Source organism: Paenibacillus xanthanilyticus, assembly GCF_042682185.1.
GTDB classification, from domain to species: domain Bacteria; phylum Bacillota; class Bacilli; order Paenibacillales; family Paenibacillaceae; genus Paenibacillus_Z; species Paenibacillus_Z xanthanilyticus.
The window spans coordinates 1,533,226-1,559,075 of record NZ_JBHUHA010000002.1; the positions used below are offsets into that span (position 1 = coordinate 1,533,226).

Annotated in this window: 26 protein-coding genes; 7 read left to right on the top strand and 19 right to left on the bottom strand. The window is 55.5% G+C overall.

Features of this window, described 5'->3' with window-relative positions; all coding sequences use genetic code 11:
* Positions 1-179: 179 nt before the first annotated feature.
* Positions 180-680 (top strand): signal peptidase II, encoded by a 501-nt coding sequence (gene lspA, locus ACFSKT_RS23885; protein WP_377717860.1) that lies wholly within the window; start codon positions 180-182, stop codon positions 678-680.
* 100 nt (positions 681-780) lie between these two features.
* On the opposite strand, the gene ACFSKT_RS23890 is transcribed toward lspA, so the two are convergent.
* The 4 genes from ACFSKT_RS23890 to ACFSKT_RS23905 form a co-directional block, all read right to left on the bottom strand.
* Complete coding sequence (locus tag ACFSKT_RS23890) at positions 781-960, bottom strand: YdcF family protein (RefSeq protein ID WP_377717891.1); 180 nt, start codon at positions 958-960, stop codon at positions 781-783.
* A gap of 100 nt (positions 961-1,060) precedes the next feature.
* On the bottom strand, positions 1,061-1,930 hold the full coding sequence (locus ACFSKT_RS23895) for an aminoglycoside phosphotransferase family protein (RefSeq protein ID WP_377717861.1): 870 nt from the start codon (positions 1,928-1,930) through the stop codon (positions 1,061-1,063).
* 404 nt (positions 1,931-2,334) lie between these two features.
* Complete coding sequence (locus ACFSKT_RS23900) at positions 2,335-2,880, bottom strand: hypothetical protein (protein ID WP_377717862.1); 546 nt, start codon at positions 2,878-2,880, stop codon at positions 2,335-2,337.
* Between the two features lie 261 nt (positions 2,881-3,141).
* Positions 3,142-3,342, bottom strand: a complete 201-nt coding sequence (locus tag ACFSKT_RS23905) for a tautomerase family protein (RefSeq protein WP_377717863.1) — start codon at positions 3,340-3,342, stop codon at positions 3,142-3,144.
* A 208-nt stretch (positions 3,343-3,550) separates the two neighbouring features.
* Here ACFSKT_RS23905 and ACFSKT_RS23910 point away from each other — a divergent pair, with 208 nt between their 5' ends.
* Together ACFSKT_RS23910 and ACFSKT_RS23915 are read left to right on the top strand one after the other, a co-directional pair.
* Positions 3,551-4,141, top strand: a complete 591-nt coding sequence (locus ACFSKT_RS23910; protein WP_377717864.1) for a TetR/AcrR family transcriptional regulator — start codon at positions 3,551-3,553, stop codon at positions 4,139-4,141.
* A gap of 75 nt (positions 4,142-4,216) precedes the next feature.
* The gene (locus tag ACFSKT_RS23915) at positions 4,217-6,043 is read left to right on the top strand and encodes an alpha/beta fold hydrolase (protein ID WP_377717865.1); all 1,827 of its coding nucleotides are present in this window, start codon (positions 4,217-4,219) and stop codon (positions 6,041-6,043) included.
* 167 nt (positions 6,044-6,210) lie between these two features.
* On the opposite strand, the gene ACFSKT_RS23920 is transcribed toward ACFSKT_RS23915, so the two are convergent.
* The 5 genes from ACFSKT_RS23920 to ACFSKT_RS23940 form a co-directional block, all read right to left on the bottom strand.
* Positions 6,211-6,729, bottom strand: a complete 519-nt coding sequence (locus ACFSKT_RS23920) for a hypothetical protein (protein ID WP_377717866.1) — start codon at positions 6,727-6,729, stop codon at positions 6,211-6,213.
* A gap of 285 nt (positions 6,730-7,014) precedes the next feature.
* A complete protein-coding gene (locus tag ACFSKT_RS23925) occupies positions 7,015-7,851 on the bottom strand; it encodes an aminoglycoside adenylyltransferase domain-containing protein (RefSeq protein WP_377717867.1) in 837 nt (278 codons plus the stop codon).
* Between the two features lie 38 nt (positions 7,852-7,889).
* Positions 7,890-8,681, bottom strand: coding sequence for a class I SAM-dependent methyltransferase (locus ACFSKT_RS23930; protein WP_377717868.1), 792 nt, complete (start codon positions 8,679-8,681; stop codon positions 7,890-7,892).
* 88 nt (positions 8,682-8,769) lie between these two features.
* Entirely contained in the window at positions 8,770-9,285 is a 516-nt protein-coding gene (locus tag ACFSKT_RS23935) for a P-loop nucleotide/nucleoside kinase family protein (protein WP_377717869.1), read from the bottom strand.
* 189 nt (positions 9,286-9,474) lie between these two features.
* Complete coding sequence (locus ACFSKT_RS23940; protein ID WP_377717870.1) at positions 9,475-10,362, bottom strand: YitT family protein; 888 nt, start codon at positions 10,360-10,362, stop codon at positions 9,475-9,477.
* A 143-nt stretch (positions 10,363-10,505) separates the two neighbouring features.
* Between ACFSKT_RS23940 and ACFSKT_RS23945 the strand changes: the two genes are divergently transcribed.
* Positions 10,506-10,883 (top strand): VOC family protein, encoded by a 378-nt coding sequence (locus ACFSKT_RS23945; protein ID WP_377717871.1) that lies wholly within the window; start codon positions 10,506-10,508, stop codon positions 10,881-10,883.
* An 86-nt stretch (positions 10,884-10,969) separates the two neighbouring features.
* On the opposite strand, the gene ACFSKT_RS23950 is transcribed toward ACFSKT_RS23945, so the two are convergent.
* The 6 genes from ACFSKT_RS23950 to ACFSKT_RS23975 all read right to left on the bottom strand — a co-directional run bounded on the left by ACFSKT_RS23950 (position 10,970) and on the right by ACFSKT_RS23975 (position 19,150).
* Complete coding sequence (locus tag ACFSKT_RS23950; protein ID WP_377717872.1) at positions 10,970-11,512, bottom strand: hypothetical protein; 543 nt, start codon at positions 11,510-11,512, stop codon at positions 10,970-10,972.
* Between the two features lie 163 nt (positions 11,513-11,675).
* The gene (locus ACFSKT_RS23955) at positions 11,676-13,370 is read right to left on the bottom strand and encodes a DUF4127 family protein (RefSeq protein ID WP_377717873.1); all 1,695 of its coding nucleotides are present in this window, start codon (positions 13,368-13,370) and stop codon (positions 11,676-11,678) included.
* A 130-nt stretch (positions 13,371-13,500) separates the two neighbouring features.
* Positions 13,501-13,950, bottom strand: a complete 450-nt coding sequence (locus ACFSKT_RS23960) for a hypothetical protein (protein WP_377717874.1) — start codon at positions 13,948-13,950, stop codon at positions 13,501-13,503.
* 131 nt (positions 13,951-14,081) lie between these two features.
* Positions 14,082-14,636, bottom strand: a complete 555-nt coding sequence (gene lepB / locus ACFSKT_RS23965) for a signal peptidase I (protein ID WP_377717875.1) — start codon at positions 14,634-14,636, stop codon at positions 14,082-14,084.
* A gap of 107 nt (positions 14,637-14,743) precedes the next feature.
* Positions 14,744-16,108, bottom strand: coding sequence for a hypothetical protein (locus ACFSKT_RS23970; protein WP_377717876.1), 1,365 nt, complete (start codon positions 16,106-16,108; stop codon positions 14,744-14,746).
* Positions 16,109-16,360: 252 nt separating this feature from the next.
* The gene (locus ACFSKT_RS23975; RefSeq protein WP_377717877.1) at positions 16,361-19,150 is read right to left on the bottom strand and encodes a glycoside hydrolase family 3 C-terminal domain-containing protein; all 2,790 of its coding nucleotides are present in this window, start codon (positions 19,148-19,150) and stop codon (positions 16,361-16,363) included.
* A gap of 263 nt (positions 19,151-19,413) precedes the next feature.
* On the opposite strand from ACFSKT_RS23975, the gene ACFSKT_RS23980 reads away from it, so the two are divergent.
* A complete protein-coding gene (locus ACFSKT_RS23980; RefSeq protein WP_377717878.1) occupies positions 19,414-19,725 on the top strand; it encodes a Dabb family protein in 312 nt (103 codons plus the stop codon).
* Between the two features lie 153 nt (positions 19,726-19,878).
* On the opposite strand, the gene ACFSKT_RS23985 is transcribed toward ACFSKT_RS23980, so the two are convergent.
* The 4 genes from ACFSKT_RS23985 to ACFSKT_RS24000 all read right to left on the bottom strand — a co-directional run bounded on the left by ACFSKT_RS23985 (position 19,879) and on the right by ACFSKT_RS24000 (position 24,448).
* On the bottom strand, positions 19,879-21,438 hold the full coding sequence (locus ACFSKT_RS23985) for an IS1182 family transposase (protein WP_377776355.1): 1,560 nt from the start codon (positions 21,436-21,438) through the stop codon (positions 19,879-19,881).
* 315 nt (positions 21,439-21,753) lie between these two features.
* Entirely contained in the window at positions 21,754-22,593 is an 840-nt protein-coding gene (locus tag ACFSKT_RS23990; RefSeq protein WP_377776356.1) for an alpha/beta fold hydrolase, read from the bottom strand.
* 830 nt (positions 22,594-23,423) lie between these two features.
* The gene (locus ACFSKT_RS23995; protein ID WP_377776357.1) at positions 23,424-23,990 is read right to left on the bottom strand and encodes a GNAT family N-acetyltransferase; all 567 of its coding nucleotides are present in this window, start codon (positions 23,988-23,990) and stop codon (positions 23,424-23,426) included.
* A 41-nt stretch (positions 23,991-24,031) separates the two neighbouring features.
* A complete protein-coding gene (locus ACFSKT_RS24000; RefSeq protein ID WP_377721125.1) occupies positions 24,032-24,448 on the bottom strand; it encodes a hypothetical protein in 417 nt (138 codons plus the stop codon).
* Between the two features lies 1 nt (position 24,449).
* Between ACFSKT_RS24000 and ACFSKT_RS24005 the strand changes: the two genes are divergently transcribed.
* Together ACFSKT_RS24005 and ACFSKT_RS24010 are read left to right on the top strand one after the other, a co-directional pair.
* Positions 24,450-25,358, top strand: a complete 909-nt coding sequence (locus tag ACFSKT_RS24005; RefSeq protein WP_377721124.1) for a phosphotransferase family protein — start codon at positions 24,450-24,452, stop codon at positions 25,356-25,358.
* An 81-nt stretch (positions 25,359-25,439) separates the two neighbouring features.
* Positions 25,440-25,814, top strand: coding sequence for a MoaF-related domain-containing protein (locus ACFSKT_RS24010; RefSeq protein ID WP_377721123.1), 375 nt, complete (start codon positions 25,440-25,442; stop codon positions 25,812-25,814).
* Positions 25,815-25,850: the final 36 nt, after the last annotated feature.

The following is a 25,850-nucleotide window of genomic DNA, read 5'->3' on the forward strand; positions in this document are numbered from 1 at the left end:
TATCCTGCATGTTAAATCAATGGGACAGGGACGGTCATCGTGAATATGACGGTCGCACGCTGCTTTCTGGCTGGAAGGCATTTGGGTGGTTTGCCCCTCAGGCGTATGGTACAATAATATGGAATATTTTTGCAGATAAAGACTGGTCGTCCATGTTGAATGAATCGGGGGGAAACGTAGTGAAATCCTTTTATTACTTAGTCGCGTTTGTCGTGCTTGTGTTGGACCAGATTACAAAGAAAATCGTCTCTGGCGGCATGGAGGTAGGCGATCAGATTTCGGTGATCGGCGAGTTTTTCCAAATTCAGCTGTACATGAACAACGGAGCGGCATTCAGCATACTGCCTAACCAACGGCTGTTCTTCATTGTAATTACGATCGCCGTCCTGATCGGCATCATATGGTACATCCGGAGGAACCGGAGCTCGGGTCGAGTGCTGCTTATGCTAGCCCTCGGATTGATCTTCGGCGGCGCGATTGGAAACCTAATCGACCGAGCGCTGTACGGGGAGGTTGTCGACTTCTTCAAACTGACGTTCGGCAGCTATATCTTCCCGATTTTCAACATCGCCGACATCGGAATCACAATTGGCGTCGTTCTCATCCTGCTCGATACGATGCTAGACGCAAAAAATCAAGGGGCCAAGGCTCAAGGGAACGGCGACATCCAACTCGACTGACTACGCCTGTATGCCAAGCGCCAGTTGCGATTTCGCTCCCCACATTCACACGTTCACCATTCGACGAGTGCAAAAAAACGGCAGCCGATCCGGGCTGCCGTTAACGTTGTACACCAAGATGATGTAAGACTTCCAAAGAAAAACGTGCATTTTCAAATGTATTCGCAGCTTTTTCTTCTTTGAGTATCGCTTCTGAAGGAACCCCTAAAGCTATCCCAATATCTCGGAGAAACTCCCACTCCGTTGTCTTTACATGCGGAGTGGTACCATGCCGACCAATTTCCCCGTTTTTTTTATGGTAATAAGCAAAACATCTCTAACCCCACGCATAATAGTTCGATGTGCGTTAGAAAGTCTGTGATCCTTTTCTTAATCAGGTACTACTCCGATAGTACGAGGTCGAGCCAGGATCTCGCCTCCTGATACAGAACTGGATTGTTTTCCGGCGTGTAGTAAGCCAATACGCCCACTGCCTGAGAAACGACCCATCCGCGGGCTCTTGCCCACGTAGCGTCGTCCGTCGGAAGATATTCACGGAACGCATCACGGGCTGCCGGCGAGTGTAACTTCCAAGCGACCATGACATCGCATGCAGGATCGCCAATGCCCATTGTAGCCCAATCGATCACGCCGGTGATACGTTTATTTCGCACGAGCCAGTTACGCGCGTCCAGATCACCGTGATGCCAAACCGGCGGGCCTTGCCACGTTGGCGCAGCAAGCGCCGATTCCCACACGGCAGACACCGAGGGATCGCCATCGAAGCGCGCCAGCCAGTAGCGGAACTCCTCATCCAGTTGAGCCAAAGGAATGCCGCGTCCCGTCGGCCCGCCTGATGGATCGAGTTGCTGCAGCGTTGCAACGAACGCCGCAAGATCACGCGCGGCCTGAATCGCATCCATCTCCTCTATCGGTACAGTCTCGCCTTCAACCCACGTATGGATCTCCCAAAACCACGGATATTCACTATTCGGATGTCCCTGAGCGATTGGTACGGGGATTTCAAGCGGAACCAATGGCGCCAGCTTAGGCAGCCAAATAAACTCGCGACTATCTGGTGTCGAAGGTCCCTCCCGTCGCGAGAGCCGAACAGCAAATTCGTCGCCCAGCCTGAAGACGGCGTTCTCTGTGCCAGCAGGCTCGATCCGTCGCAGGGACAGCCCTGCCCAGTGGGGAAACTGGGCGGCAAGCAGACGGCGCACGAGCGCCTCATTAATTTCCATTTCGTCGACGTGCATCTTCTCACCCATTAGTCGACTCCTCCTAGTCCGCATTCACGATTATATGGAGCGATGTTGCTCTGTTTCTCGCCGGTTGCAATAAAGTGTGAGGGTCCCCTGATTTACATCCCAAGTACAATTCCCCCTTAATTCGCCTCTATTAATTGACTCAAAAATCTCTTATCCAAGTCAAGTACATTTTGACGAGGACAGACATATTCCGCATGAGATCCAAAACAGCTCCCAAATATATCATCGCCAACAACACCCGATCGTCAGCCTGGATGGTTGGCTGTTGCATATCCCTGATCCTAGTTAGCCATCCATGTCCCTCTCGGGCACCACGGAATAATAAAAACTTTACTGCCGCGTTCTATACTATTCTAACGGCTGGTTAGGAAGGTCTTTAAGCTATGTTGTTGCGAACCTACCCGTTAGTCTGACTCCAACGATCTTGGTGCATCACGGTATGTCGCTCCTTTCGTTTGAAGGTTGCATTCTATTCCTGATGTATATTTCCTTTTTAGGAACAAACGATGGATACACCTGAAGAAGCGTAGTGAAATTTGGAATAGAATTGCAAGTGGTGCACCGAAAATATGCAGAAATATGCCGTCACCGAATATAAAATGTTGTATCAACATCGAGAAATCTCTGAATATCAACAGAAGCGTCAAAAAAGTCCCAATCATTGAAATGGATAGATATAGAATAGTTTCAAGAAGTAGAGCACTCATTTTAGATTTGCTTTTCAGTTTCGACATGATCAGATCAATAGCAATAGCTATAGGAACACCAAAGAACATTACCCCAATAAAAACATAGGGACAGACCATGAAAAAAGTTTGAAAATCAAAGATAACGCCATCGTCTCTGGAAATCATAGCAAAAAAAACGGAATAAATAATTACAGTGGTAAAAAAAGAATAGAGAAAAAACAAGGGTCTTATATCCTCTAATCGCTTTTCGACAAGGTTCATCTTACTCCCCCTAACCACATCCAATGCCATTTCCCATTGTTATTAACGAAGCTACCTGGATTATATCTCCATAATCCTAAGACAATAAGTTCTAACTTTTATAGTACCTCATCCTTTCCTCGTTCTACTTCCCGTACGTTCAACAAAAACAGCCGATTGTCATAATCGGCTGCCATCGTGTCTTTATTCAAATAACGTTCCTCCGTAAGATGCTCTCCATCCAATAGGCATCTCAACCAAATCCGCCATCACGATCAGCGGTCATTTTTCACGCTTTCGGTAGACATCGGTTAGTACACCGTCAAAACCCCAATTCTCCTCTTCGATCTCCTGTATAACAATATGAATATGTTCTGGCTTTTTGCCAAGAACAGTCACCAGTGTTTCCGTAAATTCCTTAACAATCTGCGCCTTTTGCTCCCGACTTGCACCTTTGGTTACCTGTAAATTGATATATGGCATATGAACTCCCCTTTGCTATAACGTTTTTATCATTTATACCACAATCGATTCTTTGGAATCGAGTACCGTTAGCCCTACTCCGCGTTGCTATGCAACGATCTAGGCCGCCTTGTATCGGTACGAATCGGTCACGCACCTTATTTTCGGCTCAGCATCGCTTTTTCCCGCCCTCTTGACCGAACCCCAACTAGTACCGTATAGTACTAATATGACGAAAACAAAACCAACCGTTTCCAACAAGGACATCGCGCTGCAAACGGCCATGACATTATTCCTGACCAAAGGATACCAGGCGACCAGCATGGATGAGATCGTCAAGGCGAGTAAAGTCTCCAAGACGAACATTTACTACCACTTCAAAAGCAAGGAAGAGCTGCTTACGGCGATGGTGGACCGACTGATCGCTCGGTATGAAAGGCAGCTTGCATCGATTGCCGCTCAAGAAGAGCTGACCATCGAGGCTCGACTGGAGCGCATCGTGAGCATGCTAGTGGCGAATGATGATCCGATCGACGTGCTGGGCGGCTGCCCGTTCTTGACGCTCTATATGCAGACGGCGGCGGAATCCGAGTACGTCCGAGTTCAGATCAAGCAATTTTTCGATCGGCAGCTCCTGACCCTGGAACGTCTGCTAGAAGCGGGTATTCGTAACCAAGAGCTGCGATCGGACCTTCAAGTCCAGCCCACCGCCGCATTAATGCTAACCTCGATCGAAGGCGCGCTGTTCCTCGCGAAAGCCTGCGACAACCCGAGGATCTTACCGAATCTCCTGCAAGGCTTATTCGCGCTGCTTAAGTGATTTTTGGCTTAAGCTCTTTTTTCGACACATGTAGTACTGATTAGTACTAAAAAATTCAGGATGGAGATGACCGAATTGAACATCTTTCTAACCGGGGGAACCGGCTTTATCGGCCAACAGGTGCTTGCCAGGCTGGCCTTACAGAAGCAGCATCGCATTTATGTCCTGGTCCGCGATAGGGAACGGTTCGCCCAGACGCTCCGCAAGCTGCAGCTGGAGGGCGCGGCATCCTTGATCCCGATCCAAGGCGACCTGACTCAAGCGCAGCTGGGGATGGAGGCGGCCGATCGCGAGCAGGTGCTGCAGGCCGATCTTATCCTGCATGCCGGCGGACCCATGAACATTCAGCTGAGCCAAGCCGATGCCGAGCGCTCCTTTCTCCATCCGATAATCGAATTGGCTGCGCTCGCCGCCGAGATCCAACGGACGAAGGGCCTGAAGCAATTCATTCATCTGGTCGGATTCATGAGTCCGTATAACGAGCGCAATTTCATGCAGGATCACGATTCGGCCGAAGAAGCGCCGCCCTACGAACGCATGAAGTTTGAAGCCGATCTTTATTTGCGCAGGGCGCTGCATCGGGAAGGCATTCCCCTCTCCACCGTGAATCCGAGCGTGGTGATCGGCGATTCCTTCTCCGGCAAGACGGAGCAAATCGGGGGATTGAGCATTCTCGTGGATGCCGTGCGAAGGCAGCTCATGCCGCTTGCACCCGGCGGTCATTCCTTCTGGCTCCCGATGGTGCACGTCGATCATGCCGCTTCGTTCATCGCGGGCCTCGTTCAAGCGGAGCAACCTGTGAGCAACACCTATTACTTGCTGGATCGCCAAGAAGACAGTCCGTCCATCCGCCAACTGGTCGAGCGCATGGCGGATGAACTCCAGGTGAATCGGCCTGTCGGATCGATTCCGCTCGGCGTATTGAAGTCACTGCTGCGTACCGGAATCGGCAGACGATTCGGTATCCCCGAGGAGTCGATGAATTTTGTGGTGCGAACCGATTTCCCCGTGGACGCGAAGCTCGAGATGGAGGAAAAAAGCGGGGGACGCACAGCCGTGGCGGCCGACACGCTTCCCTATGTCATCGCCGACTTGGATGCCCGGATCAGTCATCCCGGAATGGACCGCGAACACGGGACCTACACGCAGCGCAGGCGATCGAATGTTGTCGTGCTGGAGCGCGATGCCCCGGGTACCCCCGTCATCGTCTTGCACGGCGCGTTCAGCGGGGCTGCTTGTTTCCTGCCGTTCGCCGATGCCCTGGGAGGATCTCCGGTCTGTCTGGTCGACCTGCCCGGCTTCGGACATACGCCGCTGCATCGCCATTCCTCCTCCCTGATCGACGGGTATGTAGAGGCCGTCTCGGCGCTCCTTCATGAATTTGACCGTCCTGTCATCTTGATCGGCCATTCCTTCGGCGGGTTGATCGCGGCGAAAGTCATGGAACGCATCGGTTCACGGATCGACAAACTGCTGCTGATGCAGCCTGTCCTGCATCCCGTCGGGCGGACCTACAAGTATGCTAGTATCACGAGACCGGTTTTGAAGCATCTGACGCTGTCCGCCTTTCGGCGCGCGCTTCTGAAGAAAGGCGATTTCACGTCGCCAAGCGCACAGTTGGATCGATATGCCCGGCATATCATCGACGATCTGCGCTCCCCTCGCGTACGCGCCGCCAACGCCCGCGCGATGGCGGCCTTAACGCAGCCCGCGAGTGTGTCGTTGCAGCCGTTGTCCTGGGATCCGGGCAAGGTCCGGATCCTGTGGGGCACGCAAGACCGGGCTTATTCGATTCCCGAGTCCTTCCGGCATCTGGAGACGACCGGCATCCCGTATGGCCACCAGTTCCCGATGGAAGTACCCGTACAGACCGCGGAATGGGTGAAGCGCAACATCACGTAGCTGGGAGTACGCCGATACGCGCCGTGAATGAAGATTGGCTGCCAAGCGTCAACGCGGCCAACGATGCTGGACTGCGTGGACGCCGGGATCGGTTACGGCATTCGCGGCGTTCGCGGCGTTTGCGGTATACGTCAGAGCGGCGGGGGTGCGAAGCAGGGTGATCGCCTTCATTTTTCGATCCAGTTCATGGCAATGCTTTGGATGTTATTTCCTCCAGTCGCATTTTGCAGAAGAACGATAAAACGGTCCCCGGGCGAGAGCATCAATCGCCCATCCACCTCGTTGGTCACGGGACCGCCGACTTGGATGAACGAGGCTAACGTTACCCCGCCAATTACCGGGTTTCCAGCATTCGATACGCTGAAGGACGGAATCACCTGGCTTCGATCCGCGTAGGCGAAGTTGCCGTTAAAGGCGGCTAACGTAACTCCGCCGTTCAGGGTTCCGTTGCGAATATAATGTAAGATCGTATTCGTGAATGCGCCGCCAAACACGCGTACGATACGCACTTCGCGAACCGTCGTAGTTGGATTCGACAATTGCAAAGATAAAAAGGAGTTCGACCCCGACGTATTCTGGGGGTTGGTATTGGCATAATACAAAACGCCGTGTCGAATTCCATTGCCACCGATGCCCTCCGTAACCAAAGGATGATTGATATTCCCAAACACATCGAAATTGGGCAACCATCGCACCACCTTTCACTGCAAGCATTTCCCGCCCCGGCCGAAACACAAAGGGATATATCAGAACTAAATATATCCTTGGCCTGTGAAAATATGACCGACAAATCCACAACTTACCCCATCGACGGTCTTCACCCAAACTCAAACGGGTGGTCTGGACGAACTGCAACCGGATATGGAATTGCTTGCGCATTAGCAGATCGCGAGCACGCAAAGAAAGCAGGATCGGGGTCACGTCCCGATCCTGCTTCTGTGGGTACACATACGATGCGGCGACAGCATGCTCTAATACCGCGCCGTGTTGCGGTTGGAGCCGTGTGGCATGAATCTAAATCTCCCTTCGTTCATCCAGCGAATGAACCGCCTCACTTCGGCGATGCTCGCCTCATCGGGCGTCGTCACGTTGTCGGCTCGCCAACTCCGCGACTGTTCCACGAGGGCATGCCAAGGCTGCGGAAGCGTCCTTAATGCCCATTCCACCGCACGCGGTTTGCTGCACATCTCCCCGCCATCCAGCGTATACAAGGCGCGGCACATCGTCTCCACTACATACGCGAGATGGTGAAGCGGCCGCTGCCATGCCGGATCGTCCGGTTGATCGCACCAAGCCGCCCAATCGCGTAATCGGTCGGAGACCGCCGAGCGGATGTGTTCCTTCGAGATGGGGTCGATCAGCGTCTTTGGATCCGGACCTAACAGCGTTATGCCATGCTCGCGAACCGTCCATCGTTCCAGCACCCAGTTCGACCGGTGCACCGCCAGCCGTAACGTCTCGCCCCGGGATAACGTCGGGAATTGGCGTTCTTCCTGAAACGTTCTCAGTGCCGCCTGATCGATATACGTCCCTTCTAATTCATGCGCGTACGGATTCGGAATCCTGGCCAGTCGGTCATGTAACCCGTTCAAGTCCGCTATTGTCTCGGCCGTCACGGGAGATCGCGTCGCCACCAGAAAATCAAGGTCGCTTGAACCGGGCTGAAAATCGCCTAAAGCGAGCGAACCCCGCAGGTACACGCCAACGAGGTTGTCTCCCAGCACTTCTTGAACGCCAGACAGCAGAAGCTGAAGCATCTCCCCTGCATGATCGTCATCCGGGAGTAAGGTCGAATGGGATAAGGTCATGAACAACTCCCCCTGCCGGCTTGATGAGGCTGTTAACGCTACCTTTTCTGTCCAATGACGAGACCATGACTGCTAAGACCTAGGATGCTTCTTTCGCCGCAGGTTCGAACATGGTAGTTCATCCAGGCGTCAAACTGCTGCTCATCCAGTTGATCGATATCATGCTGGATCGTATGGCTAATCCCGTCCGTGCCGACATGCGCGATCGGCGTTACCTCGAACGGCTCCAATACAGCCTCGATCTCGTCCGGACTTGTAAAGTACGCGTCCGTCCAGAAGCAATCCTCGTCCCCGTCCTTGATCACCCCGTCTTGGATCACTTTAGCGATCACGCTATCGCGAATGAACGTGCGATCTCTCGTCGCCAGCATCGGCAGGATCGAGAATTTATTGATGTACGCGATCGCCAGGTAACCGCCGCGCTTGAGCACCCGCAGACATTCCCGTATGCAGCGCATGCGGTCTTCATGCTCGGTAAGGTGGTACATCGGCCCGAAGCACAAGACGATATCAAACGTGCCTGCGGCGAACCGGCTCAGATCCCTGGCGTCCGCAACATAGGCTTGGAGGGGCAGCGATTGCTGATTGGATTTGTCTCGGAGGCGATCAATATGCTTCGGCGTAATATCGACCGCCACGACCTCATGCTGCCGTTCGGCATAATAGAGCGAATACGCGCCGGTTCCCGCGCCGACATCCAATAGTTTGGCGCGCGCGGGCATGAGCTGGTCCAGCGTATGGACGGTGGTCAGAAACTCGATTTTGCGCGAATTTCGGACGAACCTCGAATCTTCGTCTATCCCCTCGTAGTACTGCACGACCTTATTCATGAGCATCATCTCCCGGCAACCACGGTTTAGTTCCATATACTACCATGGTCTACTGGATGTGTCACCCGCTCGCTGCCCGATTCCTCGCCTATCCGCCCCGCTGCCGCCGCGCCCGCTCCACCCGCTCGCGCAGCATCGCGATGCTTTCGTCCGGGGTGTGGCGCGCGGTGTCGATCACGATGCGTTCTCGGTCCCAGTGCTCGTAGTGCCGGGCTTGAACCTCCGCCCACGTCGGCGGCGTAAAACCCGGAATATCGATGACGCGCGTCTCGACCCGTTGCTTGTGCTCCTCCACGTCCGAGCAGATCACTTCGATCTCCAGGAACGGGATATCGAACGATTGCGCGACGTCGCGCCAGGCTTGGCGCGTCTCGCGAAGGGGATTGACCGTATCGGCCACCACGTCGAGCCCGAGCCGAAGATTGTGCGAGGCGAGCCCGTAACAGACGACATATCCCTCCGGCCCATTCACCGCCCCCCCGGCCGCCCGTATCGCATGCTCCACGACGTCGACCCGGAGATACGCCGCCCGTATTTCCCGTGCCAATGCGGCCGATAGCGTCGACTTCCCCGCGCCCGGCAATCCGCCGAAAATATAAAGCATACCGCTTGCCTCCTTTACTGATCGCAACATACCTTTTTACCAAATTGTAGCACTATTGACCATTTAAACCTACTGGCCTTCTAGCCTGCTTCGTATCCTCGCGTCGTGCGCGAGGCGTCCGCATCCATGAAAAAAGGACAGCTGCATCCTGCAAACTGTCCCCTTCGTATAGCCCACACGCCTTCGCGCTTAGTGGATATCGCGCTTCTTGAAGTTGCCGCCTCTGACTTCGGCCACGTCGTACACCATGACGAACGCGCTGGAATCGATCTCGTGGATAATTTCCTTCATTTTGCTTTCTTCCAAGCGGTTGATGACGCACGTGATTTCTCTGAACTGCTCGTTGGAGTAGCCGCCGTGCACGAGATTGTAGGTCGCGCTCCGTCCCAGCCGATCGCGAATCGTCTCGACCATCGCTTCCGGATGCCGCGTGATGATTTTGAACGTTTTGGCGCCGCTCAATCCTTCTTCCACGATATGGATCACTTTGGCCGCGATGTAATACGCGATGGCCGACAGGATCGCCCCTTGCAGGCCGAACACCGTCGAGACGACGATAAACACGAACATATTCAGGAACAAGATGAGATCGCTGGTGCCAAACGGCAGCTTCCGGGAGAGCAGCACGGCCAGCATATCGATGCCGTCCAAGGCCCCGCCGTTCCGCAGCGCCAGACCCATGCCGAAGCCGATAATGATGCCGCCGACGACGGTAATCAGGAGCGTATCGCCTTCGATGATCGGCGAGAGGTGGTGCATCACGATCGTGCCCACGGCCAGCGAGGCGATGCCCAGCACGGAGTAGATCGCGAAGCTTTTGCCGATCTGCTTATAGCCGAGGAAGACGAACGGAAGATTCAGCACCGCGATCAGTACGCCGAGCGGCAGGTCGAACACCTTCGAGCCGACGATGCTAAGACCCGTCACGCCGCCGTCCGATACGTTGTTCGGAATTAAGACGGCTTCGAGTCCATACGCGGTAATGAAGGCGCCGAGGATAACGGCCAGCCCGCGCAGCCCTTTCTTCAGGATGGCAGGCTCTTTGTGCGTGTGCTTCATTTTATGACCTCGTTTCATTTGTCCAGAGCTCTCCTAATTTTACCTGATCGCCGGCCAAATATCACGTCACGACCTATGCGGTCCGTCCCAATTGATTTCCCCAAGCCTCTTTGATACATTTACACTGTTCTGAAATGACTACGAAGGAAACGGGTGCCAAGATGATTAATAAAATCGGCAAGGTAACGGTCTACGTCAACGATCAAGCGCAGGCAAAAGACTTCTGGTTAACTAAAATCGGATTCGTCCTAAAAGCGGAGCAGCCGATGGGCCCCAACGCGACCTGGCTCGAAGTCGGACCGAGCGAAAGCGAATTTACGACGCTGGTGCTCTATCCCAAGGCGGACATGCTGCAGCAGAACCCGTCCGCGGTATCGCAACCGTCCGTTCTCTTCAGCACGACGGATATCGATACAGCGTATGAGGGCATGAAGAACAACGGGGTAGAGGTCGGGGAATTAATGAAGATGCCGTACGGATCCATGTTCACCTTCAAGGATCAAGACGGCAACGAGTATTTGCTTCGGGAAGACAAATAAGGCTGCGGTTCGAACGGATATCCTTGCTCAAGGGGATATCCGTTTTTTTGTTGCTCAATAGCGTCCGCCCATAGAGGCAGCTGTGGTCATTCGTCTGCGTTGCGAACCAGAATCCGCTTCTTCTCGAGCGGCTGGCCATACCCGTCCAATTCTTCTTTCTGCTCGACCGCGAACCAATCATCGCCAAGTTCGACCATCCCCTGGCTCTCCGTGAAATCCGCCGTGATCCGGTCCAAGGTCAGGTCGAGCACGACCTGATCGCCTTTGACGAAGACGAGCTTATGCAGATGATCATAGGTCAACGGATGATCGCCTACGCTGGTCTGGTCGATCAGGTAGCCCAGATACGAATCGCTCGTATTCCACGTCGTCCCGACGGTCCGCTCCATGACGTCTCGCGGCGTGTAAGGCTGAAACATATACATCCGGTCCCACTCAAAATCGGCCACATCCGTCATCCGAAACGTACGCTTCTCCTGAACCGCCGTTTGTAAATGATGAACGAACTCATTCGCGTAGCCATTCTCGACTCTGGTCTCGCGGTAATCCAGGTAACTCCTCGCAATGGGCAAGCTGACCGCGACCACCGCGACGAATGCCAGCATGGCCAGAATGTCTCTCTTTCTCATAGAACCCCTTTCGACTTCCCCAATCTTCGAGTCATGATATTGCATTAGACGTCCTGTCGAGCCGGCATGTTGCAGCCGCACAGCAAGGCAGCCCAAATAAGCCCCGCACCGCTTCGAAGCAACGGTACGAGGCTTGCTCTTTCCTATAGGGCTAACGGGGCCGTCAGTCCAATTTGACCTTCGGCGAAAGGGTGATTTCGAATGCCCGCCCCCAGATGAAGTCCGGGTTGTCCCGGGCCAGAGACGCGCGCGCATAATCGGCCAGCCTCCATTCCCCTTCGCCGATTCGGCTCACGTTCGAGGACGGCGGTTCGGCGCCGATGCCGAAGGCGTTCGTCATCGCGAGCGCGGACGCGTGCGTCTGCATCCGGTCCTGCAGCAGCTCGACCATATGCGCATAATCGGCCGGCGCGTTAAACAACTGCATATGCTGATTCGCCGTGACGTTCACGTACAACGAATGTTCATTGGAATATTTGCGCACCTCGGCTATAGCAAGCACCTTGTAGTAGTAGTCCTTCAGGAAGCGCTTGAACAACAGCGAGCCATGGGCATTCACGGCCTGGTCCGGCGAGGACGCGCGGCTCTTGGTTCGCAAGTACATATACCGCGCATGCGCCATGCCAAGCGCAAGTCCGGTCCGATTGCCATACGTATTCCATGAACTGTACCCGAGCAGCCTGCCGGTATACCGACTGGCTAGCAGCGCTTCGGATACAGTCCGGTCCGCCACGAAACCGATGCAGTCGATCGCGAGCGTCGGGATCAGGCCTTGGCCGTTCGCTTCCAACTGGCTGACCGCGCCACCCGCCTGACCGGCGGCGGTGATGACGAGGATCTCGGCATCCGGCGCGTCTTCCTCGTATCGGCCGCCGACGATATCGATGTGGCGCCGTATATTTTGATGCAAATTCATGTACTCGTAGGCGTTAATAATCGTCGAGCCGTGCGGTCCGTAGTACCGGATCGCATAACCGGTCTTGTCGCCGCGGCGGTAGAAGCGATCGGCCATCCGGGCGAGGAGCGAATGACCCAAGCCATCTGCCTCGGGCAGCAGTATCGCGCGCTCCGGATTCTGACCGTCGGTGCCGCCGAGCCAGTCGTCGATGCACCGTTCCGCCAACGCGATTTCGTTCGCCTGAATGCCTTGAATATACGAGTCGTCCACGCCGATCGCGAGGAAATCGATATAACCGGCTCGAGCCAGCTGCTCCAAAATGTAATAGTTGGTCTGCAGCTTATGCTGCCGCGCCTGGTAGTAATGCGTCTTCTCGAACGTGACGGTGGCCGGGAAGCTCGTGCCGTCCGGCTTGACGTCATAGCTGGCCAGCACGCCCGCGAGATCCTCGGCGCTCTGGCGCGGCTGCTGCGCGAACGCCCGCGTCTCATTGTAGACGTCCAAGGACGTCCCCTCGACGAACGTATTCGCCGCCATGCGCATAATCGTATCCAGCACATAGACGGGCTTGTCCGGGTAGGTTTGCTTCAGCTGCCGGATGACGTCCAGCAGGCGCGTCGCTTCGGCATCATAATCCGGATACGCGGCCACAGGGGTCGTACGGAAGCGCCGGCTTCCGATCAGCCCGCCGTAGACGAGCATATCGGCCGATATAATAAAACCATCCGCGTCTGCGGCATGGTCTAGAATGAACTGCCGAATGCGGAGCGGTTTGCCGAAGACGGGCGAGTGGGTCGTCAAGAGCGTGGAACCTGCATCCGTCTTCTGCGTATCCATGCGATTCTTCACGTCCTCGGGCGGAGGCGTCAGCACGCGGATGCCGGCTGATTCCCCCTGCTTGATGACGTCATCCAGGTTAACGGGGCGGTCGTCGAGCGGTATATACAGCACTTTCTTCATGCGATCAACTCCTTGTTCGGTATCGTGGATTCGCGTTCTACACCATAGACGCGGGGAAGAGGGGTTAAGTTTCCGCCGCCGGACGGCGGCTTCCCGCTAACTGGCGGCTTCGCGTGACGGTCCGGCCATGTCATCCTTCGAAAAAGGTGTCTTCGGCCAGCTGTTTCAACTTATCCGTCGCTCTTTTATTAGCCGGATCCACAAGCAGCAGCGCAATACTCTCTCGAATCTCGCTTGCCCGGGACATCACGGCAGCTCTGGACTTCTCCTCCCGCAGCGCGATATAGAGATTATGCAGGCTGATATCCAAATCATCGTTCTGTTCCTCGTAAGAGGTCAGATCGGCGATCGAGGCAGCGGCGGCAACGCTCGATAAGACGAACCGATACGTATAGTCGTTCATCGTCATGCTTACGCTTCCGAGGACATTGCTGAGCTCCACTTTAAATTTGGCATCCACCGCATCCTGCAATTGCTGCTTTTCCATTTGGCTTGTCACGTAGTAGTACCCCGCGATCAGGAGACCGGCCATTAGAATCGCCGTCAGGAACGTGCCTTTCTTCATGCTGCGCGCCACCATTCAACCCCCTCCCACCATCGCTCTCAGCTGCTATAATAGGTATAGCGGACTCGTCCCTTAGTACCTACACCGATTAGGAAGCAATTAAGCAAACGAGCCGCTAGAATCGCTTCTAGGGCTCGTTCGTGTTGCTAATCCAGCTGCCCGAACACGCCGAGCGGCCAGAGCCGGAAGATTGCTCTCCCTTCCAGGCTGGAGAGGGCGATCGGCCCGAGCTCGCGGCTGTCGATGCTATGCTCGCGGTTATCGCCCATCACGAACACATGCCCCTCAGGCACGGTATACGGCAAGGACACGCTCCCCGCGTAGGTGCTGCCTTTCACGTACGGCTCTTCCTGCAGCTCCCCGTTAATATACAACCGCCCCGCCTGGATATCGATGACATCGCCCGGCAGGCCGATCAGCCTTTTCACGAGACGCCGTTCATATTCGGGCCCGTTAATGATGACGATATCGCCGCGATCGGGGGCGTTGAACCGGTAGGACAGTTTGTCCTCGACGAGCCGCTGCCCTTCGTAGAGCGTGCCCTGCATCGAGACGTTCTGGACCTCCGTCTGCGCGATCGCGTAATTCTGAATCAGCAGACTGCCGGCGATCGCGATCGACAAGGTAAGGGTCCAATCCCGGATCTCCCGGAATACGCCTTTCTTGGCGGCTGGAGCGGATTGCGGCTTCGGTTGTCTCAAGCGTTCCTTCCCCTTCCTCTTGCGTGACTCTTCTAAAATAGCCAATCCTATCCAATTAGACGCCGTCGAGTGAAAATGGTTGCAGCCCGGCGAAAATAAAAATCCCGTTATGCGCCGAGCGCAACCAGCAAATACGCGATCAGCCCCAGCGCCATGCAGACGGCGAACTTGTAATTCGGCGCGGCCATCTCAAAGACGGATTTCCCGAGCAGTCCGGATAGCAAATTGTTCACGGCCGAAGCCGGCGAGATCGGATTGGACAAAGCCCAGCCGCCAAGCAGCAGCACCGCAAAATAGACCGGACTGATCCCGACGCCCGCAGGATCGATGCCGCCGGCCAGCAGCGTCACGGGCACGATCGGATGAAGACCGATTAGCGAGGTGCCCGCGATCAACAGAACGGCCAGCAGCGAGAACGTGACCGCCATCGGCAGCGGGATGATCTCCAGCAGGTCCGGCACCTTGGAACCGACGTTCGTCGCCCCGATCGAACCGCTGAAGAAGCCGGCCGCCAGGAATAGCGTGATCTCCTTTTGCAGCGCGGGCAGCGTGACCGTGACATGGTTGCGAAGCCCTTCCCGATAGACGCGCCACGCCCCCTGCGCAAGACACCAGCACAGCGGGAACGCCGCCGCGGCCAAGCAGATCAAGAGGACCATGGGCAGCTCGACCAACCGTTCCAAGGCGAGAATCACGATAATGGCCGCTATTAAATACAAGGCGAGGCCAAACGGGAACGCCGCCCGCTCCTTCGCGTCTACCGGCTGCCCAGGTTCGAGTTCCCCCGCCTCGGCTTGCCGGAGGCCGCGCCAATCGACGGCCCAGCTGATGGCAAGGCTCAGCACCGCTAACCCCAGCATATACGGCAGGACGGACGACCAAGACAGCCTTAGCGACGAGGTGACCAGCGTCATCGCGGCAAAATAGGGCGACCATAGAATGGCCCCCGCAAAGCCCCGGTTCATCGCATTGGCGAGCAGCTGACTCATGCCGGGCAGCGGCCTCACGAACACCATTTGATACACGACCGGAATCGAGCCGACGTTAATAAAGACGCCCATGATCTGCGTGAGCAGCTGCGTGCCCAAGAATAAAGCCGTCTTGCTGCGCAGATTCGCTTCGTAGAACCGCTTCAAGGCTTCGACGTACCGTGGAATGCGCACCGGAATCCCGAACAACGGAGCAAAACAAAATAACGTCACGATCGTCACGTTAATGCCGGCCGACTCGAACCATGTCCGCGCATCCGCTTGCTGAAACGACAACAGCGCGACGCCGGCAGCCAGAAAGAAAACCGTGAGCCAGCGCGTCATCCCTTTCAGCCTCGGCAGCAGCAGGAGGATCGCGGCGAACACCAGCCCACCCAGTAAGTACACCAGCTCCTCGAGTCCAGCCGCCTGCAGCGCAATATACACGGCGGCCACAGCAAAGATCAGCGTCCGCTCGAGGGCCGTTCTTATCGCGGATATCATCCGCTCCGCCTTCTTTCCTCTCATCTCGACTGAACGGACGGCAGCTTGCTTCGCCTCGCGCCCGCCCCGCGGACGGCCCGTTCAATCTTCTTCCATTATGAACAGCGCCTCCGTATCTCACAATAACAACCTGTCGCCGTCTCGCCCCTCCGAGCCGATGACGACGATCACCGAGAGCACTGTCCCAAGCTGATGCTTCCGAGGCAAAAAAAAACAAGCCGCTCTTACAAACGGCTTGGACTTCCGTGTCTTCTACTTGCTGCGCTTGAAGGCGATCGACTCGATCTGCATGCCCGGCTTGACGGCTTCCACCGACAGCTCGTATTGTCCGGCTTCCAGCTCGATGGTCAACAGCCGCTGCTTCACCCATTTGCCTTCCGTTCCGTTCGTCTGGATGGTCGTAATCAGCTGTCCGTTCAAGCTGGCGCTGCATGCGCTCTGGGCCCATAGATTATCGGCCGACATCAGGCGGACGTCCATACGGTAGCGACCGGCTTCCTCCACGGCGAAGCTGGCCGTGCCGCCGACGGCGATCTTCACGTCCGGCTCTTCCGCGATCGATTGCACGCCCGCCTCGCTCCGATTCGGATTGCCCGCGAACCGGGGAACGGATTCGTCCTGCTCCGGCTCTCTCGCGAATACCGGCGCCCCCAGGATGAAGCGGCAAATATTCATGGCGCTGCGCTGCAGCTCGCCGCGGGTTAAGGAACCATCCGCCAGCGCATGCAGCGTATTGTCATCCATGACGTTCACTTCGGCGCCGTAGTTCGGAACCACCATGTACAGATCGTTCTGCGCACGCACCATCGCGGCCGTGTTCTTGGTATCCGACGGCCCTCCGGTCGCGGGATCGTTCATTCTCGCCCACCAGTCCGTCATGACGATGCCTTGGAAGCCCCATTCCTTGCGCAGAATCGTCGTGTTCAGGTCGTAGTTGGAAGCCGACCAATGCCCATTGATCGGATTATAGGCCGTCATGATGCAATTGGCGCCGCCCTGCTTCACCGCGATCTCGAAGCCCTTCAAATACACCTCGCGCAAGGCGCGCTCGGAAACGACCGCATCGACCTCATGCCGGTGCTTCTCCTGATTGTTGCAGGCGAAGTGCTTCAAGGTCGCGTTCGAGCCGCCCTTCATGATCCCGCGCACGCATGCGGCCGCGAATGCCCCCGTGATGAGCGGATCCTCCGAGAAATATTCGAAATTCCGTCCGTTGAGCGGACTGCGCCGGATGTTCATGCCCGGTCCGAGCAGCGTATCGACCTCGTTGCGCAGCAGCTCCTTGCCTTCCATCACGTACAGCTCCTCCACGAGCGCCGTGTCCCACGTCGCCGCGAGCAGCGTGCCGATCGGAACCTGCGTCGCCTTATGGCCGCTGTCCATCCGGATCCCGGACGGTCCGTCCGCGGTGCAGGCGGTCGGGATCCCGAAGCGCAGCAGCCCTTCGCTCAAGCCGCCGAACGCCGAAGCCGTACCCGGCGTCACCAGCGGGCTGCCCATCCCCTCGCCTCGGACAATCGTGGCCAAATCCTCGTCGCTCAGCTGCGCGACGAACGCCTCCATGCCGATGCGGCCTGCCGCCACGTCCTGCAAAGTCAGCCCGCGGTCTCCCGTCTGCTCCAGGCTTGGGGGCAGGTTCCATTCGATCCGTTCGGCTAAGGAAACCGTGCGGCGCGGCACCTCGGCATAGACGAGCTCATAAGAACCGTCCGGCTTGCGAGCGCCCGGCTGCATTCGCGAATAAGCTTCCGTCGGCGCCAGTGCTTCCTCCAGCTGCTCGACCACCTGCAGCGTCTCTACCGCATAGCCTTCCTGTCCCTCGACGGCAACCGGGACGAGCTTCTTCACGCTGTTCCCGATATACAGGCGATAGATGCCCGGCTCCAGCACATAAGCGTACGGATGGCCCGTGCTGCCCGCGTCGTCATACGAGGCTAAGGCCGCTACCGGAATCCGCAGCACGAGCCGCTGCGACTGTCCGGGCTGCAGCGCGTCCGTCTTCGCGAACGCCGCCAGCGTCCTGGCCGGCTTGCCAAGCGCGCCTTGCGGCGCCTCGACGTACGCTTGGACGACCTCCTTGCCCGCATAGACGCCGCCGGCGTTGGTCACGTCAACGGCAAGCTCGAGACAGGCTTGCCCCTCGTGCACCGTCCGCTTCGCTTCCGAAGGCGCCAGCGTGAACTCGGTATACGACAGACCGAACCCGAACTCATACATGACGCGATCGGGACGGAAGGTCTCGAAATAACGGTACCCGACGTAGATATCCTCCTGGTACAGGTTCCTGCTGTCGCTGCCGTAATTCGCCGTCGACGGGTAATCGTCGATCGAATAGGCGATCGTATCGGTTAATTTGCCGCTCGGCGTCACCTCGCCGACGAGCACGTCCGCGATGGCATTGCCCCCCTCCATGCCGCCCTGCCACGCATAGACGACGCACGGGACGGCGCAGCCTTCCTCCAGCAGCCAGCTCATGTCGATAATATTGGCGACGTTCAGCACGACGACCGTCTGCTCGAAGCGCGCAGCGACGAGCTTCAGCACCGCCTTCTCCTCCGGCGTCAGCAGATAGCTGCCCGGCGTATTCGCGTTGTCCTGGTCTTCCCCGGCCGTTCGGCCGATGACGACGACCGCTTTGTTCGACTGGCTGCGCGCCTCGCGGACCAGCTCGTCCGTCAGCGGCATCTCCCGCTGATGCCACGGCTCCGCCGCCCAGCCGCCCCCGCCGTTATCGAACGGATGCTGCTCGAGCCATTGTTCATAGACGGCCGCCAACTGCTCGTTGACCGCGATGCCCTGCTTGGCGCGGAGGCCGTCGATCAGATTCGTCGTATACGCCACGTGGACGCTTCCGCCGGAGCCGGTCCCGCTGCGGTAATAATTGAACTGCGTCCGGCCGAACACCGCCACGCGGTCCCCCGCCAGCAGCGGAAGCACGCCTCCGTCGTTTTTCAATAGCACGGCGCCTTCCGCGGCTGCTTTTCGGCTGAATGCCGCAAAACCTTCCAGCGGAACGCCGATTTGCTTCTTGGATGTTGTCAACGCTTGATCTCCCATTCCAGCTAACCTCCGTTTGCGCTTATGGCCCCATTCTCGACGAGATGAAGAGTCGAGAGAAGCCCATCAGCATGCTTTGGTGTACCTAGTCCCAATGTAAACGGAAACCGGCGCGAAGGGAACCCCTGAGATTAGGCGAAAAATCATGGCTCTTTCTCGCAAGGCCCTTCGTTTCTTTCGGCAGGTCAGTTTGCTAGAATAGAAGCAGCTACCGCAGTTTTTCCAATCTAGTTGAAGGAGCGAATACCATGACGCAGGAGAAGGACTGGATTTTGCATTCCGTTATTTTCAGCTTGAAGCATGCCCCGGGCTCGGAGGAGGAGCAGCGGTTCCTGCAGGATGCCCGCGCCGAACTGACCGCCATTCCCGTCGTCCGCAACTTCAAGGTGTATCGCCAGGTGAGCCCGAAGAACGAATACGACTACGGCTTCGCGATGGAGTTCGCCAACCAAGCCGACTACGAGGCGTACAATGATCATCCGAATCACGTCCGCTTCGTGCAGGAGCGGTGGGTGCCCGAGGTCGAGAAGTTCCTCGAGATCGACTACAAGAACGAGTAATCCCGCGCGGCCCGGCTGCCAATATTAAGCGCATGCCGGTGGAAGGATCATAAGATTACGCGTCAAAAAAGAGGCCGTCTCAAAAGGGTTGAAGTAAGTGACTCCTAACTCGCGAATGGCCTCCAATTGCACAAAAAATGGCGTTACAGGGTCTTATCCCTGTGACGCCATTTGCCATTTTCGGTCCATTGCGGCTTTCTTCAGCAAATTATGGGCGAGCGAAAGCCACCCGACCTCCAGGCTCACTTTTGGCAAGCCCCGAAGCAGGAATCTTCGGAATCCCCGGTTGTTCTTCATCTGTCCAAATACGCTCTCGGGTTCATGCATTCGTCGAACCGAGAGTGCGTAGCCTTCTTCGCTCTTCAAGCGCTCACGTGCCTGTTGCTTGTAGCGAAGATAATCCAGGCTCACTTTAATCTCGCGGTCACCAGCTGCCTTTGTGCAGTTTACTTTTAGCGGACATCCTTCGCAGCTGGCACTACGGTAATGACGGTGGCGAAGTTCATAACCGCTTTCCGTACGTTCTTTGCTTTCTCTGCGGAAGGTAAGCGTTTGTCCCGCCACACATACCCAGCTGTCCTCTTCAGCGGTGTACGTCCAGTTATCTAGTTTGCTCACGTCTTGCTGCCAAGCCTTGGTGTTCTCGCGATGGTACGTTGCGTACTTCACAATGGCTTCCACGTTTTCTTGCTCCAGGTACGCGTAGTTCTCTTCTCCGCCATAGCCGGCGTCCGCGATGATCGTGCCAGGTAGTACACCTAATGCGTGTTTCACTTTCTCCAGATGCGGCTTCAGGCATCTGGTGTCCGTTGGACGCTGGTGAACGCTGTACCCTAGGATGAATTGGTTCTCGGTTCCGATCTGTACATTGTAGCCGGGTTTGAGCTGACCATTTCGCATATGGTCTTCTTTCATGCGCATGAAGGTGGCGTCTGGATCTGTTTTGCTGAAACTGTTGCGGCTCCCCAAGATGGTTTGCTGGGATTCGTACTTTTGGAGTCGCGGCAGCAGGTCTTTACGAAGGATGCGAACTGTTTTCTTGAGCGGCTTGTCCTTTGGTTTCGCTTCGAGTCGTTGTTCGAGCTGCTGCACCGCATGTTCCAGCTTTTCGCTCGTCATGTCTGCTGCTTCACCAAGCTCACTTAGATCCAGACCGCGGAGGACTTGATCTTCCTGCTTCTCCGCTTCTTCGATGGTCGCGAACAAGGTCTGTACTTTCTCCTGCAGTTTCATTTTGTGTTTAATGACCGCCTTACCCCAGACGAAGGTGTAGCGGTTCGCATTGGCTTCAATCTTGGTCCCGTCTACGAAGTAATGCTCGAGTTTGACGTACTTCGCTTCGATGAGAAACTGAAGAACGGCGGTGAAAATGGATTCCAATACGTCTTTCATGCGCTCGGAACGAAAGCGATTAATGGTGCGGAAGTCTGGGCGCTGCCGCGCAGCCAGCCACATGAACATGATGTTCTCCCGAACGGCTTTGGCAATTTGGCGTGAGGAGTAAATCCGCTGCGTGTAAGCGTAGATGATGATCTTCGTCAGCATTTTGGGGTGGTAGCTGTCCCGACCGCCGCCGGGATAGGCCTTGGTGAAGAGGTTCATATTTAAGCGGTCGACCGCATCATTGACGATGCGAACGAGATGGTTTTGAGGGATATCTTCTTGCAAGTCCATTGGCAAGGACAGTTGGTCCATGGTATATTCTTTGTACAAAAGAAGCCTCTCCTTTGGTTAGATGGTTGGTGGTACTTCCATTCTAACAAGGACAGGCTTCTTTTGTTTTGAAACTTTAATGAATGGTTAGCCAAAACGGAGCAGGTCGCATGATTCTGGAGAAGCGTCAGCGTTCGCCTTTGTGAGCGGATTCCTACCTTTGCCCATTACATTCAGGGAATCCGGGAACAACAGCGATCGGAAGAACATGTGACCGCGCAGTGGGTGCGGTAACCCAGACATTGTTTTTAAAAAACGGGGGTATCCCAAGGTCATCTTTTGATGACTTTTGGGACACCCCCCTCTCTTTGCCTATTAGCGATCAGCATGGTCGAACGACTTTCTTAGCCAATCCAAGACGGCATCTACGGCTTCCCTATACCGCTGACCCACAAGCACGCCGGTATGCGTCGTCTTCCACAGCCCTTTGTATTCCGCTCGCAGCTGCTCGGCCATCACGCGGCCCCGGCGGTCGTCGCCGTCATTGTTCACGGCTTTGATGACCAGACATGGACACGTAATCGAACCGCTGTCAACCGATATGCCCTTCGACTCGGGCGAGAAGACGAACGCGTTAAAGGCCTTCGCCGACTCCATCGTCAAATACTTGCGCTGAAAGGCAATATCCTCTGCGGATTCATCCATGGTCGCAAGCTCTTCACGGGTCGGAGCGGGCACGACAAGGCTCATGATCGGTTGTTCGAGATGCTCGTACGGCACGGCTTCGTACACTTCCCTGCTGATGACCGAGTCGATCAATACAAGTCCGGCGATGTCGGCCGATTCGGCCAGCTTCTGGCCTAAGATCCCGCCCATGCTAAACCCGATCACGATCGGCGGGACGCCGCACTCGGCCATCACCTCTTGAATATCCGCCAAGTAATCGTCGAACGTAATCTGCGTCATATCCAGCACTCTGCTTTTGTAATGGCTTCTCATGTTCATCGCATAGCAGGTCCACCCCTCGCGGACAAAGTGAGGGATGTATTTGCTCCACATCCAGCTTCCCGTGAAGGCGCCGTGCACAAAAAGCAGAGGCGGCCTCTTATGAGCCGAATCCGAGAGGTTATCTCCCTCGTATATTTCCAAAAACAAATCATGCTCGCCAATATATTTCGCCTTATGATCCGGCATGGCTTTCGTCAAGTCTAGCATCGGCGTGTACGCCCTCCCTCAGAACAGGTATTGGATCGTGACCGCAGCAAAATCGTGATGATTCCCACCTCATTATAGCGATCGTTTGTTCGTATGTAAATAATTTCCTGTTTGAGAACAACGAAAAAGCCAATCGCTGCGAACGGCTTCAGTCGCGTCTTGAGTCCGCTAGAGCGAGCTCCCCTTCACTGAACAATCAAACTCGAATTTCATCTGTCCATTCGTCCAGCTTCGCACCACCCAGATATTGCCTAACACTTAGATTCCGCATGATTTTAGCCGTGGTTGTCTGTTTGAGCCATTTGCTATGAACGCCTGTTGCGTTTTTCATCCAGATAGATATCCAACGCTTCTATTCCGCGCGTCGCTAACTTAATGAATAAATAAAGACTATACAAGCCAAGTAATGCAAAGAGCCCGTAAACAATGATCAGCACGAATGGTAATATTCCGCCCACCGACAATAAGCCTCCTCGAAAGTAGATTGTTTGAGCTTGTTACGAATCCGACTCCCAAAAAGTTCCTGTTGCTGACCTATTCTTCTTCATGTTCATCGTCCAAATCAGTCTCAACTAAAGTTAAAATATTCATTCCCATTGAATCTAGAAAGTTCGTATATAACCTTCTGTTTTTTCGGCCCCATTCCCCGGAAGAGGATCAAGAATTCTAGCTATCAATATCCAAGCCACATTATTATAGGCAGGGTATTTATATTTACCTTCGAGATCTTGATTGGGGTATAGCTCAAAATATACGCCCAAGGCCGTATTCCGTATTCTTCTTCACTGAATTCCCCTCCCGGCTGCAACTGAACTGCTGCCATCGTACAGTTACGCCTTAACCTTCGTAAAATATAAAACCAAATCATCGTCAACGCGTACCGAACTGCCGGGAACAACCGGTCGATTGTGAACCATCACGCCCCGGCCGTCTGGCACATAGCCTCTTTGGGCATACATCCGCTGCGCGCTGCCATAATCTCGATAGAGCCCGACGCCGATGCCGACGACGCTATATTGACCGAAAGCGATGTTCTCCGCCTCGTCCATTAACGCGGTGCCGATTCCATGTTTTCGTAAGGCTGGGATTACGTTGAAGTCGTTGATTTCCGGAATGCCATTTTCCGCGAAGTACGGATAGTCAGAGCGGTGAAGAAGATGCAAACTCCCGACAAACTCTCCTTGATTGAACGCCAATAACGTGATTCGATCTCCCGCTTCATTCTGCGCCCAGCATTCCTTGATGTAGTCCATCGGTTTCCCGATGCGATTTTCGTTGAACACGCGATACACCAGCTCCACATCGGACTCCATCATTCGACGAACCTCAACCACCATTTTACCCCCACCTCCGCGGTTATTCGCTGTCTTTGCGACTAGAATCATTACTTCGGCCATTCTTTCGGTACATCCATGCACGCTGCCCGTTAGGCTCAGTCTTACTCCATCACATGCTGAATAAGAATCGTCTCCCGATCCGCAGCGTATTCATCCGGTATCTTCTCCACCTTGAATAAAGACGACTCTCGTTTCGTCATCCGCTTGCTGGACGAAAAATCGGCCGTTATGCGTTCCAAAGTAATAGCAAGGATGACCTTGTCGCCCTTGACGAAGATGAGCTTATAAAAGAGTTCATCCATCAGTTCCTCGCTGCCCTTCAACTTCGCGCCCATGGTCTCTTCCATTTGTTCTATCGGCGTATACGCATCGAACTTATACATCCGGTCCCACTCGAAATTCGCCACATCCGTCATCCGGAACGGGGTGTTCGCTTGAATCGCTTCATCTAGGTTCGTTCGAAACGTCTGCGCATAACGGCTCGCTTCTCGAGAAGCTTGCAGCTGAGGAACGTTCACGATGAATAATCCCGGGGGCTTCTGCAACCTGTCGATGCATGTGACGGACGGCAGCACGCGGCTTCACGTCAAGCTGGCGCCTCCGGACACAGCAGATCGCTTGCGGCAGTGGGCTCGGGTCAGCGATTATCTCGCCGAACACTACGCCGCGCCGCGGCTGGTTCATGCGATGGATCGCGAGCTCGTCTCCGGCTATCCATACGGCCTTGTATTCACGTACATCGAGGGTGCGACTCCGCTGGCGGGAGCGGGCAATCCCGAGGCCGTACTGCCCGCTGTGATGGAGACCGTTGCCAAGCTCCATCGCGACGATGTGCTTCGCGACATGCTGCCCAAGGCGGAGATTCGCACGTATGCGGAGGCGTTCGAGGACGAGTACATTACCCGATTCACGGAGGATCTCGAAGGCATATGCGAATCACGGGAGCTGCTCCGCGATTTCGTCTCGGACGAGACGATCACTTGGTTCGGCGAAGAGATCGAGCGATTGAGGGAGACCGTCCGCCGGACACCTGCCTTCCTGCTCCCCGCCGAGGATGTCGTGCATAACGATCTGAACGGCAATAACGTGCTGACCTGCGACGTAGACGGCTTCCGAATCATCGACTGGGACGACCTATCCGGCGATGGCGACGCGGCGATGGACTATTCGGTGCTGCTCGGACCGCTCAGACATGATTCGTCATGGCCGCTATGGAAGAATAAGGTGTCGGCCGCAGCGGGAGGCGCGGTCGTCGACCGGCTGGAGCTGTATGGTCGGGCGAAACTGCTCGACGACGTCATCGACGTGCTCGCCGATTATGTCGAGGCGGAGCACGTCCCGGAGCATCGGGAAGAAGCCCAACGCAAAGCCAAGGCCATTCATCTGCAAGCCTATCCGCTGTATCTCGCTGCCTATGGCGCCGGTTAAATCCGCCTGGCCGCCAACAAGCCGGCATTAGAGCATACGCCTACCTTTTGCATATACTGCTCACAAAAGGGGGCGCAATGTATGGATCATCCGCATGCTCATGTTGTACGGCATCATCAAGAAATCCCGGCTTATGCCGGAAACACCTATCGCTATGATTATCTAGACGGCAATGTCTTCATCATTCATTTCTTCGACGCCACGCATCGTCATGATGAAGGGATTGCCGGGCAGCACAAAGGTTACAAGGGGTACTACGCCTTCAATTACGTCGAGATCGCCCCGTGCGTGTATTTCATGTATTGGCTGGAAGAAGTCTACACGGTTAGCCAAGTGCTTGATCTGAATCGGATGGCGGTCTACACCCACTATACCTACGATCAAGATGGCGAGCGCCAAAGCTTCTTCCACTGCGGTCCCGTAACCCGGCTGTATCCAAAGCCGCATCATTATTGAACGAATACGCCCTCTATACCTACGGTGCGCGATAGG

Bases quoted from the DNA above. Each gene is read 5' to 3' on its own strand.
- ACFSKT_RS23895 (WP_377717861.1), bottom strand. From the start codon at position 1,930: ATGGGTGAGAAGATGCACGTCGACGAAATGGAAATTAATGAGGCGCTC.
- ACFSKT_RS23900 (WP_377717862.1), bottom strand. From the start codon at position 2,880: ATGAACCTTGTCGAAAAGCGATTAGAGGATATAAGACCCTTGTTTTTT.
- ACFSKT_RS23905 (WP_377717863.1), bottom strand. From the start codon at position 3,342: ATGCCATATATCAATTTACAGGTAACCAAAGGTGCAAGTCGGGAGCAA.
- ACFSKT_RS23910 (WP_377717864.1), top strand. From the start codon at position 3,551: ATGACGAAAACAAAACCAACCGTTTCCAACAAGGACATCGCGCTGCAA.
- ACFSKT_RS23925 (WP_377717867.1), bottom strand. From the start codon at position 7,851: ATGACCTTATCCCATTCGACCTTACTCCCGGATGACGATCATGCAGGG.
- ACFSKT_RS23930 (WP_377717868.1), bottom strand. From the start codon at position 8,681: ATGAATAAGGTCGTGCAGTACTACGAGGGGATAGACGAAGATTCGAGG.
- ACFSKT_RS23935 (WP_377717869.1), bottom strand. From the start codon at position 9,285: ATGCTTTATATTTTCGGCGGATTGCCGGGCGCGGGGAAGTCGACGCTA.
- ACFSKT_RS23940 (WP_377717870.1), bottom strand. From the start codon at position 10,362: ATGAAACGAGGTCATAAAATGAAGCACACGCACAAAGAGCCTGCCATC.
- ACFSKT_RS23945 (WP_377717871.1), top strand. From the start codon at position 10,506: ATGATTAATAAAATCGGCAAGGTAACGGTCTACGTCAACGATCAAGCG.
- ACFSKT_RS23950 (WP_377717872.1), bottom strand. From the start codon at position 11,512: ATGAGAAAGAGAGACATTCTGGCCATGCTGGCATTCGTCGCGGTGGTC.
- ACFSKT_RS23955 (WP_377717873.1), bottom strand. From the start codon at position 13,370: ATGAAGAAAGTGCTGTATATACCGCTCGACGACCGCCCCGTTAACCTG.
- ACFSKT_RS23960 (WP_377717874.1), bottom strand. From the start codon at position 13,950: ATGGTGGCGCGCAGCATGAAGAAAGGCACGTTCCTGACGGCGATTCTA.
- ACFSKT_RS23970 (WP_377717876.1), bottom strand. From the start codon at position 16,108: ATGATATCCGCGATAAGAACGGCCCTCGAGCGGACGCTGATCTTTGCT.
- ACFSKT_RS23980 (WP_377717878.1), top strand. From the start codon at position 19,414: ATGACGCAGGAGAAGGACTGGATTTTGCATTCCGTTATTTTCAGCTTG.
- ACFSKT_RS23990 (WP_377776356.1), bottom strand. From the start codon at position 22,593: ATGCTAGACTTGACGAAAGCCATGCCGGATCATAAGGCGAAATATATT.
- ACFSKT_RS23995 (WP_377776357.1), bottom strand. From the start codon at position 23,990: ATGGCCGAAGTAATGATTCTAGTCGCAAAGACAGCGAATAACCGCGGA.
- ACFSKT_RS24005 (WP_377721124.1), top strand. From the start codon at position 24,450: ATGAATAATCCCGGGGGCTTCTGCAACCTGTCGATGCATGTGACGGAC.
- ACFSKT_RS24010 (WP_377721123.1), top strand. From the start codon at position 25,440: ATGGATCATCCGCATGCTCATGTTGTACGGCATCATCAAGAAATCCCG.